Source organism: Acinetobacter lwoffii, from assembly GCF_049367455.1.
GTDB classification, from domain to species: domain Bacteria; phylum Pseudomonadota; class Gammaproteobacteria; order Pseudomonadales; family Moraxellaceae; genus Acinetobacter; species Acinetobacter lwoffii_W.
In genome coordinates, this window is record NZ_JBMPXW010000001.1 from 1,482,620 (window position 1) to 1,495,043 (window position 12,424).

General features: G+C 45.2%; 6 protein-coding genes, 2 tRNA genes and 2 rRNA genes. 6 read left to right on the top strand and 4 right to left on the bottom strand.

From position 1 onward, the window contains the following. Positions 1–22: 22 nt before the first annotated feature. The 3 genes from dnaK to ACO1B7_RS07100 form a co-directional block, all read right to left on the bottom strand. Positions 23–1,963, bottom strand: coding sequence for a molecular chaperone DnaK (gene dnaK / locus ACO1B7_RS07090; RefSeq protein ID WP_114541700.1), 1,941 nt, complete (start codon positions 1,961–1,963; stop codon positions 23–25). A 118-nt stretch (positions 1,964–2,081) separates the two neighbouring features. Beyond that, the gene (gene grpE / locus ACO1B7_RS07095; RefSeq protein WP_004647116.1) at positions 2,082–2,630 is read right to left on the bottom strand and encodes a nucleotide exchange factor GrpE; all 549 of its coding nucleotides are present in this window, start codon (positions 2,628–2,630) and stop codon (positions 2,082–2,084) included. Between the two features lie 1,003 nt (positions 2,631–3,633). Next, entirely contained in the window at positions 3,634–4,134 is a 501-nt protein-coding gene (locus ACO1B7_RS07100) for a hypothetical protein (RefSeq protein ID WP_423089943.1), read from the bottom strand. A gap of 217 nt (positions 4,135–4,351) precedes the next feature. Between ACO1B7_RS07100 and ACO1B7_RS07105 the strand changes: the two genes are divergently transcribed. Then, on the top strand, positions 4,352–5,422 hold the full coding sequence (locus ACO1B7_RS07105; protein ID WP_423089944.1) for an alpha/beta hydrolase: 1,071 nt from the start codon (positions 4,352–4,354) through the stop codon (positions 5,420–5,422). A gap of 70 nt (positions 5,423–5,492) precedes the next feature. On the opposite strand, the gene ACO1B7_RS07110 is transcribed toward ACO1B7_RS07105, so the two are convergent. After that, positions 5,493–6,167 carry an acetoacetate decarboxylase family protein gene (locus tag ACO1B7_RS07110; RefSeq protein ID WP_423089945.1) on the bottom strand — a complete coding sequence of 225 codons (675 nt, stop codon included), beginning with the start codon at positions 6,165–6,167 and terminating at the stop codon, positions 5,493–5,495. Between the two features lie 103 nt (positions 6,168–6,270). On the opposite strand from ACO1B7_RS07110, the gene ACO1B7_RS07115 reads away from it, so the two are divergent. The 5 genes from ACO1B7_RS07115 to ACO1B7_RS07135 all read left to right on the top strand — a co-directional run bounded on the left by ACO1B7_RS07115 (position 6,271) and on the right by ACO1B7_RS07135 (position 12,401). Then, a complete protein-coding gene (locus tag ACO1B7_RS07115) occupies positions 6,271–6,843 on the top strand; it encodes a peptidylprolyl isomerase (protein ID WP_423089946.1) in 573 nt (190 codons plus the stop codon). Positions 6,844–7,271: 428 nt separating this feature from the next. Further along, positions 7,272–8,809, top strand: a 16S ribosomal RNA gene (locus ACO1B7_RS07120). Positions 8,810–8,869: 60 nt separating this feature from the next. Then, positions 8,870–8,946: transfer RNA gene (locus ACO1B7_RS07125), tRNA-Ile, on the top strand. 71 nt (positions 8,947–9,017) lie between these two features. Continuing rightward, positions 9,018–9,093 (top strand) — tRNA-Ala (locus ACO1B7_RS07130). A gap of 414 nt (positions 9,094–9,507) precedes the next feature. Next, a 23S ribosomal RNA gene (locus ACO1B7_RS07135) occupies positions 9,508–12,401 on the top strand. The 16S and 23S rRNA genes sit together here with 2 tRNA genes alongside, the layout of an rRNA operon. Positions 12,402–12,424 lie beyond the last annotated feature (23 nt).

The window sequence follows — 12,424 nt, forward strand, 5'->3', positions numbered from 1 at the left end:
TTTTTTCAGTTAAAGCGACAAATTATTTCTTGTCATCTTTTACTTCAGTGAACTCAGCATCTACAACGCCGTCGTCCGCTTTTTGAGATTGACCTTCGCCGCCTTGGAATGCATTCGGGTCGAAACCTTGCGCACCGCCTTGGCCTTGAGCTGCTTCATATGCACGTTGTGTAATTGGCATGATGATGTTTTGCAGCGCTTCAGTTTTCGCTTTGATGTCTTCAACGTCATTTTCTTTAGTTGCAGCTTCAAGCTCAGAAACCGCAGTTTCGATTGCAGTTTTTTCGTCTGCAGTCACTTGCTCGCCAAGATCTTTCACTGCTTTTTGTGAAGAAGCAACTAAAGCATCCGCTTCGTTACGAGCTTTTGCAAGCTCTTCAAACTTACGGTCTTCTTCAGCATTCGCTTCAGCATCTTTGATCATTGCTTCGATTTCAGCATCAGACAAACCTGAGTTTGCTTTAATCTGGATCGATTGCTCTTTACCAGTGCTCTTGTCTTTCGCAGATACTTTCAAGATACCATCAGCGTTGATGTCAAAAGATACTTCAATTTGTGGCACCCCACGTGGAGCAGGTGGAATGTCACCTAACTGGAAGTTACCCAACAGTTTGTTTTGCTGCGCCATTTTACGTTCACCTTGGTAAACTGAAATGTCTACAGCAGGCTGGTTGTCCGCAGCAGTTGAGAACACTTGAGATTTCTTCGCAGGAATCGTGGTGTTTTTCTCGATGATTGCAGTCAACACGCCGCCCATGGTTTCAATACCAAGTGTCAACGGAGTTACGTCAAGTAGAAGTACGTCAGTTTTGTCACCTGAAAGTACCGCACCTTGAATCGCAGCACCCATGGCGACTGCTTCGTCAGGGTTTACGTCTTTACGTGGCTCTTTACCGAAGAACTCTTGAACCTTCTGTTGAACCATTGGCATACGTGATTGACCACCCACTAGGATCACGTCAGAGATGTCAGAAGTCGAAAGACCAGCATCTTTAAGCGCAATACGGCAAGGCTCAATGGTACGCGCAACCAGGTCAGCAACCAGACCTTCTAATTTTGCACGTGTTACGTTGATCACTAAGTGTTTAGGACCAGTCGCATCAGCAGTGATGTATGGAAGGTTGATTTCAGTTGCATTTGAAGAAGAAAGCTCGATTTTCGCTTTCTCCGCAGCTTCTTTTAAACGCTGTAACGCCAGTGGATCTTGTTTCAGGTTAAAGTTTTGTTCTTTCTTGAACTCTTCAACCAGGAACTCGATTAACGCGTTATCGAAGTCTTCACCACCTAGGAATGTATCACCGTTAGTCGACAATACTTCAATTTGCTGGTCGCCATCAAGGTCCGCAATTTCAATGATTGAAACGTCGAAAGTACCACCACCCAAGTCATAAACCGCGATTTTACGGTCGCCTTCTTTCTTGTCCATACCGAACGCAAGTGCCGCAGCAGTTGGCTCGTTGATGATACGTTTAACTTCTAAACCTGCAATTTTACCTGCATCTTTAGTTGCTTGACGTTGTGCATCGTTGAAGTAAGCAGGAACAGTAATCACCGCTTCAGTGACTGTTTCGCCCAGGTAATCTTCAGCAGTTTTCTTCATCTTTTTCAAGATTTCAGCAGAAACCTGTTGTGGCGCCAATTTTTTGTCGTTGACATCAACCCAAGCATCACCGTTGTCTGCTTTGATGATTTTGTAAGGAACTAAACCGATATCTTTTTGTACCGCTTGGTCTTCATAACGACGACCGATCAAACGTTTGATCGCGAACAATGTATTTTTCGGATTCGTTACTGCTTGACGCTTTGCAGATTGACCTACCAGAATTTCGCCATCTTTATAGGCAATAATAGATGGAGTGGTACGCGCGCCTTCAGCGTTTTCGATTACTTTAACTTTGTCGCCTTCAAGTACTGCAACACATGAGTTTGTAGTACCTAAGTCAATACCAATGATTTTAGCCATTTGGATGTTTCCTCTAAAATTTTTTTGTGATTTACACTTGTTATCCGATATGAGAGCCGTTCGATTTTTTTCAAGTAAAATTTTTGAAAAATTTCACAAACTCCCGAATTTATTTGGCTTAAGCGCCGACCATCACCATGGCAGGACGCAATAAGCGACTGTTAAGCGTGTAGCCTTTTTGCAAAACAGTCCCAATTTCATTTGCTTTGGCATTTGGATCAATCCCGACTGCCTGATGCAGGTCAGCATTGAAACCGTTGTTGGTATCCACTGCCACAACCCCAAATTTCTCCAAGGTATGCAATAAAGATTTAAGGGTCAGTTCAACACCTTCACGCAATGGTGTTTGCTCTTCACCTGCAGCCACAATGGCACGCTCTAGATTGTCGACTGTTTCTAGAAGCTCTTTAGAGAATTTTTCCAGAACCGTATCTTTATGCTTTTCAGATTCACGCTGAATACGTTCAACACTCTTTTGTGCTTCATAAACTGCATTGGCGGTACGGGCTTTTTCTAACTTTAAATCACCTTCAAGCTGCGCAATCTGCTCTTGTAAAGACTCAACGGAAACTTCAGCCTGCTCGGTTTCAGCTTGAGTTTGCGCTGTATCTTGTTCCGCTTGCTCTTGCTCAAGTTGTTGAGCTTGCTCGTTTTGCTCAGTCGCCATTGATTTACTCCGTTTAAATGGGTTCTTAAACATGTACAGTCCTTAGGCCTCAGTGTTCACTGCGTTTATGCTGAACTGCCATGGTTGTGAAGTTCTTGATTACCTAAAGAAATCGGGGCAGGGTGTAAAAATTCAAGCGTCGACCCAGATTAAATTTAAGATTTATACAAAATACTGAATCCAGCGGATAGCAGAACAAGCTATTCAGAACACAACAGCAGGATAGGATGAGAATAAAATACACGGACATCAGCAGCGATGAATCCGAATTTTTAACTGAATAGATTTAATTTTCGGCTAAATCCAAAAATTAATTATTTGAAAATCAATGTAAAAAATGAGTAATCGTATTTTTGAATCGAATTAATAATTTTAATCCGTTTTAAGTATGGGTAAAAAAATTGCATCATACTTCTATTAACAGCGACCTTGTTCAGAGGAGAGAGCCGAACCGGGTTGCTGTTGCCCTATTTTAAAGTTGCTTTTTTCAAGCTGAGTATCCCCAAAACTCAGCTTTTTTTTGCCTGTTTATTTATTAGACATAAAAACGATTAATATCTAAGCAATAAAGTCTTTCACAATAGATGAACTTTTGATTAATATTTATTCCAGATTCTATCGCTGTAGTTTCTTCTTATTTTGAAATGTGTTTTCGTGGCTTATCCTGTTCTCTAGATAAGCCTTTTTTTTGTCCAGAATTTACCTTTTTTGAATTTGTTGGAATCAGTCGTCTCTATTTTAGCGGTTTGTAAGATAAAACTTACAGCTTGGATAGTGAATGTCCGCTTCATGAGAGCAAGTTGATTCGATAGGATAATTTGTGTAGAGAACAGGATGTTCTGGTTGAATTGCTGAGAAGCATAAGCGAAGTGGAAGTTCGTTTAACATAACCCTCTACAAAGGCCCTAAAGAAATTTTCTTTAGGGCCTTTGTCTATCTGGTAGCTACCTTTTTCATTAAAAAAGCCCAGTCTGGGCTTTTAATAGAGAGGATGATTCAAGTCTTAGTCACGACGATCCCGTGAACGTTGTTCCTGATGACGTCGGTTGTCATTCCAGCGTTGATTAGAACGATTTTGCTGGGCTTTTTTACTGCGTTGATCTGTTACACGTTTACGCTCCAGATCCTGACGACGTTTACGTTCTGCCTCTGCCTGTTTTTGCCGTTGCGTCATGATATTTTTACGTTGCTGTTCATGGCGCTGTCGTTCCAGTTGGCTTTTACGTCGATCCAGCTCTAACTGTCTTTTACGATCCTGCTCCCAATTGCGATGTTGTAATTCCTGTTTACGTCGATCCAGTTCAATGCGTTTGCGTTGCTGTTCATATTCCCAACGTTGCCGCTCATAGCGACGATCTTGTTCATAACGCCGGTCCAGTTCATAGCGACGGTCATAACGCTGATCATAGCGGCCATCATAATAGCCACCATCTTCAGGAAATGCGACGCAGCCTACAGCTAAAAATGCAGTCGCCAAAGACAGAGCTATAATTTTGCTAGCCATAGGCATCCTCCCGATTTGTAATAAAAAATATACTTAAGCTCGCAAAAGTACGTCAAAAATAACCTTTAAACGGTCAATGACATCTTTTATAAATGAGGGTAACGTATCGGGCAGAAGCTATATGTACATTGATATTAAGACTTATATAAGAATATGGTCACTAAAACGCTAATCGTGTAGAAACTATGAAGAATTAAGAGAATAAGGACTAAAAATAATGACTGTGAATCCTCCGGTTCTGAAAAGTGTGATGGAAAAAGGACAAGGGACGGCAGCGCGTATGCTGGACCGCTTACCTGGCATTGCACAGGAAGCATTGGTTAAGGCTCTGGATTATCCTCATGTCTATCCTGATTTAGATCCATTGGTTAAATGCCTGATGGCCATCCAGATAAAACAGGGGCATAGCAGTTTTATCAGTGAGGATCTGACACATTCGCGCACATTGTTTGATGCACGCATGAAAGCCATCCGGGCTAGACCGACCGCGGTCAAATTTGTCGAAGAGCTCCGCCTTCCTCTACAGAGTGGCAGCATCTTTGCCCGGCATTATCATCCAGCTCCACAAAAGAAGTTGCCGATGGTGATTTTTTATCATGGCGGTGCATTTATGGTGGGTGGTCTGGACAGCCATGATGAATTCTGTCGCTTGCTGGCAGTGCATGCCAAAGTACAGGTGCTAAGCGTGGCTTATCCGCTGACGCCAGAATTTAGCCCCTTGCAGATGGTACAAGTCTGTGAAGATGCTTTGGCCTGGGCGCACCAGCATAGCAAACAACTAAAAGTTTATAAAAACCGGATTGCCGTGGCAGGGGACAGTGCCGGAGGAAATCTGGCTACTGTGGTGGCACAGCGCAGTGCAGGTAAATCTTATGCCGCACGAGCACAGCTTTTGCTTTATCCGGCGGTCGACTTTAAAAGTCGCCATCCTTCTTTTTATGCCTATAAAGATGGACTGGTACTTTCGGAACAGGATATTGATCTGGTGACCTTCATGTATGCCCAAACCCATCAGATTGAACTGGATGATCCACTGATTTCACCGACCTATGGTGAATTGCAAAACTTGCCGCCGAGCTATGTGATTACCGCACGTCATGATGTCTTGCATGATGAAGGTTCAATCTATGCGCATAAACTACGTCAGAATGGTGTGAGTGTTCATTATCATGAATATACCGACCAGGCACATGGTTTTATCAACCTGACGCCGATCTCCCGCCGTGCCAAAAAATATGTGATTGAGATCAGCAAAAATTTCCGCAAATTTTGGGACAAAAATAGTTAAATCCAAGGCATGAATGTAAAAAGGTGTTTCTCATGAAACACCTTTTTTGTAGATAGGTTTTTATCAGTTCTTATACTTTGCTGCTGATCTGCGCTTCAGGAAAGATCAGATTGAATTTGGGGACATAAAAGCTTTGCAGCAATTTGGCTTTGGAAAAATCTGGAAATATATTCTCGGCATCTTGCCATTCTACTTGCGAGAGTTTGGAGAGGTGACCGCGGAACTGTGGACTAAACTGAAAACGCTGACCTTTCCAGGCTTGCTGAATCTTCAGCATAGATGCTGGAATATGATGACTATTAATATAGAACTGGCGTGCGGATTTGGTTTTCTTCAGCCGAATCGTCATATGCTGGTTCTGATGCTGAATTTGACACAGTACTTCCTGATCCTTTTCCTGCCATTCAAACTGCGCATGTTCTTTGGGAATGCCCCATAAATGCTGACCGTGTACCACAGACTCATGGGTAGACACATAAATTTTAGGAATTGAGCTGAGGCGTCGTTTACTAATTAAAGGATGATCCAGAATCAGTAACTCATCATAAGGGCCAATCGGCGAAGCGTGATAACGCACCAATAAGACTTGGACCATACGACCCAGCGGAGAAGGCGCAATACGGAACTGTTTTGCTTGCTCAATAAAGCTTGGGGTCAGCCAATAATTCAGAATAAAACCCTCACCCTGCAAACGCCAAGGTGGAAACTGGTGGATATTTTGCTCCTGTGATAATGCATGCTTCATTCTTATTCTCTTGTCTTTAGTCGGCAGGTCACTGCATTATGAGTTATAAAAGATTAATATATAGTCATTCACAACCATTACTTCTAAGTAGATGAGTTAATAAATGTTAAAGAAATCATTATGTGTGATCGCACTTGCTACGGTCAGTCTGCCAAGCTTTGCTGCAAATACGATTATTGAGATGAAGACTTCATCTGGAAATATTGAAATTGAACTCTTCAATGACAAAGCCCCAATCTCGGCAAAGAACTTCGAAAGCTATGTAAAGAGCAACTTCTATAAGGACACGATTTTTCACCGCGTCATTCCAGGCTTTATGGTGCAGGGTGGTGGCTTTGATGTGAACATGCAAGAAAAAGCCAATACTAAAGCACCCATTAAAAATGAATCATCGAATGGTCTGCAAAATAAACGCGGTACTTTAGCCATGGCCCGTACCAATCAGCCGGATTCTGCCCGAGCACAATTCTTTGTAAACCTGGTCGATAATGATTTCCTGGATCGTTCTGCTAGAAATGCCGGCTATGCGGTATTTGGTAAGGTCACTAAAGGCATGGATATCGTCGATCAGATTGCCAAAGTACCGACCCGAAACTATGGAATGCATCAAAATGTGCCGGTGAACCCTGTAAAAATCACCAGTGTGACGATTAAAGCACCAGTCGTAAAAAATTAGGCATAGAATAAAGCAGAAATATTTAATTTATATTTCTGTTTTAAAAATATGTACTTATGTAATGAATTGTATGGAATTGAACCAATTTGGTGCATAAAAATAAAACACTCGTGATTCCTGTGCGTTAAAAGCGCTTGCACGTGTAAGAAATTGCCCTATAATGAGCATATACCGACGAGATAGATGGAAACGAACGAAGCAGATTGCTGAGTTGTTAAGTATATCGAAGTCCAGCTTCTGGCACTGACGAGGTGTTAGAAAGATCATTAAGAGATTATGAAGAACAACTTGTGTGGATTTTTACTGGTTGATCGATCGAAATTATTTTCATTGATTGATGGTAGAAATTACTCGAAGTTTATTTGAGAAATATTTGTCAGAAAATTGATGAGCCAAGATTGGTGCCCTTTAAGGCACTACATAGTATTAAACTGAAGAGTTTGATCATGGCTCAGATTGAACGCTGGCGGCAGGCTTAACACATGCAAGTCGAGCGGGGAAGAGTAGCTTGCTACTTTACCTAGCGGCGGACGGGTGAGTAATGCTTAGGAATCTGCCTATTAGTGGGGGACAACATCTCGAAAGGGATGCTAATACCGCATACGTCCTACGGGAGAAAGCAGGGGACCTTCGGGCCTTGCGCTAATAGATGAGCCTAAGTCGGATTAGCTAGTTGGTGGGGTAAAGGCCTACCAAGGCGACGATCTGTAGCGGGTCTGAGAGGATGATCCGCCACACTGGGACTGAGACACGGCCCAGACTCCTACGGGAGGCAGCAGTGGGGAATATTGGACAATGGGGGGAACCCTGATCCAGCCATGCCGCGTGTGTGAAGAAGGCCTTTTGGTTGTAAAGCACTTTAAGCGAGGAGGAGGCTACCGAGATTAATACTCTTGGATAGTGGACGTTACTCGCAGAATAAGCACCGGCTAACTCTGTGCCAGCAGCCGCGGTAATACAGAGGGTGCAAGCGTTAATCGGATTTACTGGGCGTAAAGCGCGCGTAGGTGGCCAATTAAGTCAAATGTGAAATCCCCGAGCTTAACTTGGGAATTGCATTCGATACTGGTTGGCTAGAGTATGGGAGAGGATGGTAGAATTCCAGGTGTAGCGGTGAAATGCGTAGAGATCTGGAGGAATACCGATGGCGAAGGCAGCCATCTGGCCTAATACTGACACTGAGGTGCGAAAGCATGGGGAGCAAACAGGATTAGATACCCTGGTAGTCCATGCCGTAAACGATGTCTACTAGCCGTTGGGGCCTTTGAGGCTTTAGTGGCGCAGCTAACGCGATAAGTAGACCGCCTGGGGAGTACGGTCGCAAGACTAAAACTCAAATGAATTGACGGGGGCCCGCACAAGCGGTGGAGCATGTGGTTTAATTCGATGCAACGCGAAGAACCTTACCTGGTCTTGACATAGTAAGAACTTTCCAGAGATGGATTGGTGCCTTCGGGAACTTACATACAGGTGCTGCATGGCTGTCGTCAGCTCGTGTCGTGAGATGTTGGGTTAAGTCCCGCAACGAGCGCAACCCTTTTCCTTATTTGCCAGCGGGTTAAGCCGGGAACTTTAAGGATACTGCCAGTGACAAACTGGAGGAAGGCGGGGACGACGTCAAGTCATCATGGCCCTTACGACCAGGGCTACACACGTGCTACAATGGTCGGTACAAAGGGTTGCTACCTCGCGAGAGGATGCTAATCTCAAAAAGCCGATCGTAGTCCGGATTGGAGTCTGCAACTCGACTCCATGAAGTCGGAATCGCTAGTAATCGCGGATCAGAATGCCGCGGTGAATACGTTCCCGGGCCTTGTACACACCGCCCGTCACACCATGGGAGTTTGTTGCACCAGAAGTAGGTAGTCTAACCTTAGGGGGGACGCTTACCACGGTGTGGCAGATGACTGGGGTGAAGTCGTAACAAGGTAGCCGTAGGGGAACCTGCGGCTGGATCACCTCCTTAACGAAAGATTGACGATTGGTAAGAATCCACAACAAGTTGTTCTTCATACGATGTATCTGAGGGTCTGTAGCTCAGTTGGTTAGAGCACACGCTTGATAAGCGTGGGGTCACAAGTTCAAGTCTTGTCAGACCCACCAAATCTGACTAACAAAGCATGAAAGTGCTGAAGCAAACAGAACGGAACGATACATTGACTTATTGATAAGCTGGGGACTTAGCTTAGTTGGTAGAGCGCCTGCTTTGCACGCAGGAGGTCAGGAGTTCGACTCTCCTAGTCTCCACCATACATTCCTACGGAATGTATAAAGACAAAAGCTAATAAATAGACAATCAGTTGATTGTTAGTTTAGTCCTTAAGCGATCAAGTGATGAGATCCTAGAGATTAACAAGTACAAGCGTTATGATACGCGCACTTGATAATCTCTGTGATTTATCACAGTTTCCTGACCTGACGAAGGCTGGAAAAATCATTAACAGAATATATTTGAGTTGAAATAATTTGTTCAAACTCGTTTCAAGTAGGCAACTACAAGAAATGAGTTCTAGCGAAATTAACTGAATCAAGCGTTTTGGTATATGAATCTAATTGAAGCTGTACGGTGCTTAAGTGCACAAACGCCAACTGTATGAGTAAGTCGCAAGACAAGCTCTGTTGCTTATCCTACTTGTAAGGATAAACGACTGTTTGGGGTTGTATAGTCAAGTAATTAAGTGCATGTGGTGGATGCCTTGGCAGTCAGAGGCGAAGAAAGACGTGATAGCCTGCGAAAAGCTCCGGGGAGGCGGCAAATATCCTGTGATCCGGAGATGTCTGAATGGGGAAACCCACTTACCATAAGGTAGGTATTGCAACATGAATACATAGTGTTGCAAGGCGAACGAGGGGAAGTGAAACATCTCAGTACCCTTAGGAAAAGAAATCAATTGAGATTCCCTCAGTAGCGGCGAGCGAAAGGGGAAGAGCCCATTAAGTCATATAAGTTCTAGTGGAACGCTCTGGGAAGTGCGACCGTAGACGGTGATAGTCCTGTACACGAAAGGGCTTATATGATGATGTCGAGTAGGGCGAGGCACGTGAAACCTTGTCTGAATATGGGGGGACCATCCTCCAAGGCTAAATACTCCTGACTGACCGATAGTGAACCAGTACCGTGAGGGAAAGGCGAAAAGAACCCCTGTGAGGGGAGTGAAATAGATCCTGAAACCGCATGCATACAAGCAGTGGGAGCCGACTTGTTCGGTGACTGCGTACCTTTTGTATAATGGGTCAGCGACTTATATTCAGTAGCGAGGTTAACCGAATAGGGGAGCCGTAGGGAAACCGAGTCTTAATAGGGCGTTTAGTTGCTGGGTATAGACCCGAAACCAGGTGATCTATCCATGAGCAGGTTGAAGGTTGGGTAACACTAACTGGAGGACCGAACCCACTGTCGTTGAAAAGCCAGGGGATGACTTGTGGATAGGGGTGAAAGGCTAATCAAACTTGGTGATAGCTGGTTCTCCCCGAAAGCTATTTAGGTAGCGCCTCGGACGAATACCATTGGGGGTAGAGCACTGTTTCGGCTAGGGGGTCATCCCGACTTACCAAACCGATGCAAACTCCGAATACCAATGAGTACTATCCGGGAGACAGACTGCGGGTGCTAACGTCCGTAGTCAAGAGGAAAACAATCCAGACCGCCAGCTAAGGCCCCAAAATTATAGTTAAGTGGGAAACGATGTGGGAAGGCATAGACAGCTAGGAGGTTGGCTTAGAAGCAGCCACCCTTTAAAGAAAGCGTAATAGCTCACTAGTCGAGTCGGCCTGCGCGGAAGATGTAACGGGGCTAAAACTATATGCCGAAGCTGCGGATGCATAATTTATTATGCGTGGTAGGGGAGCGTTCTGTAAGCCGATGAAGGTGGATTGAGAAGTCTGCTGGAGGTATCAGAAGTGCGAATGCTGACGTGAGTAACGACAATGCGAGTGAAAAACTCGCACGCTGAAAGACCAAGGGTTCCAGTCCAACGTTAATCGGGGCTGGGTGAGTCGACCCCTAAGGCGAGGCCGAGAGGCGTAGTCGATGGGAAATTGGTTAATATTCCAATACTTCTGTGTAATGCGATGAGAGGACGGAGAAGGTTAAGTCAGCCTGGCGTTGGTTGTCCAGGTGGAAGGTTGTAGGCATGTATCTTAGGCAAATCCGGGGTACTCTATGCTGAGAACTGATAGCAAGCTGTACTTGTACAGTGAAGTGGCTGATACCATGCTTCCAGGAAAAGTCTCTAAGCTTCAGTTACACAGGAATCGTACCCGAAACCGACACAGGTGGTCAGGTCGAGTAGACCAAAGCGCTTGAGAGAACTCTGCTGAAGGAACTAGGCAAAATGGTACCGTAACTTCGGGAGAAGGTACGCTGTTGTCTGTGATAGGACTTGCTCCTTGAGCGGCCGACAGCCTCAGAAACCAGGCCCCTGCAACTGTTTATTAAAAACATAGCACTCTGCAAACACGAAAGTGGACGTATAGGGTGTGATGCCTGCCCGGTGCTGGAAGGTTAATTGATGGGGTTAGCGTAAGCGAAGCTCTTGATCGAAGCCCCAGTAAACGGCGGCCGTAACTATAACGGTCCTAAGGTAGCGAAATTCCTTGTCGGGTAAGTTCCGACCTGCACGAATGGCATAATGATGGGGGCGCTGTCTCCAGCAGAGACTCAGTGAAATCGAATTCGCCGTGAAGATGCGGTGTACCCGCGGCTAGACGGAAAGACCCCGTGAACCTTTACTGCAGCTTGACATTGAACTTTGATCTTACTTGTGTAGGATAGGTGGGAGGCTTTGAAGTCGCGACGCTAGTTGCGATGGAGCCGTCCTTGAAATACCACCCTGGTAATATTGAGGTTCTAACTCTGTCCCGTTATCCGGGACGAGGACCATGTCTGGTGGGTAGTTTGACTGGGGCGGTCTCCTCCTAAAGAGTAACGGAGGAGTACGAAGGTGCGCTCAGCGTGGTCGGAAATCACGCGTAGAGTATAAAGGCAAAAGCGCGCTTAACTGCGAGACCCACAAGTCGAGCAGGTACGAAAGTAGGTCTTAGTGATCCGGTGGTTCTGTATGGAAGGGCCATCGCTCAACGGATAAAAGGTACTCTGGGGATAACAGGCTGATACCGCCCAAGAGTTCATATCGACGGCGGTGTTTGGCACCTCGATGTCGGCTCATCTCATCCTGGGGCTGAAGCAGGTCCCAAGGGTATGGCTGTTCGCCATTTAAAGAGGTACGCGAGCTGGGTTTAGAACGTCGTGAGACAGTTCGGTCCCTATCTACCGTGGGCGTTGGAAATTTGAGAGGATCTGCTCCTAGTACGAGAGGACCAGAGTGGACGAACCTCTGGTGTACCGGTTGTCACGCCAGTGGCATCGCCGGGTAGCTATGTTCGGAAGGGATAACCGCTGAAAGCATCTAAGCGGGAAGCCTACCTCAAGATAAGATTTCCCCGAGACTTTATGTCTCCTAAAGAGCCGTTGAAGACTACGACGTTGATAGGTTGGATGTGGAAGCATAGTGATATGTGAAGCTGACCAATACTAATTGCTCGTGAGGCTTGACTATACAACACCCAAACAGTTGTTGTA

Bases quoted from the DNA above. Each gene is read 5' to 3' on its own strand.
- dnaK (WP_114541700.1), bottom strand. From the start codon at position 1,963: ATGGCTAAAATCATTGGTATTGACTTAGGTACTACAAACTCATGTGTT.
- grpE (WP_004647116.1), bottom strand. From the start codon at position 2,630: ATGGCGACTGAGCAAAACGAGCAAGCTCAACAACTTGAGCAAGAGCAA.
- ACO1B7_RS07100 (WP_423089943.1), bottom strand. From the start codon at position 4,134: ATGGCTAGCAAAATTATAGCTCTGTCTTTGGCGACTGCATTTTTAGCT.
- ACO1B7_RS07105 (WP_423089944.1), top strand. From the start codon at position 4,352: ATGACTGTGAATCCTCCGGTTCTGAAAAGTGTGATGGAAAAAGGACAA.
- ACO1B7_RS07110 (WP_423089945.1), bottom strand. From the start codon at position 6,167: ATGAAGCATGCATTATCACAGGAGCAAAATATCCACCAGTTTCCACCT.
- ACO1B7_RS07115 (WP_423089946.1), top strand. From the start codon at position 6,271: ATGTTAAAGAAATCATTATGTGTGATCGCACTTGCTACGGTCAGTCTG.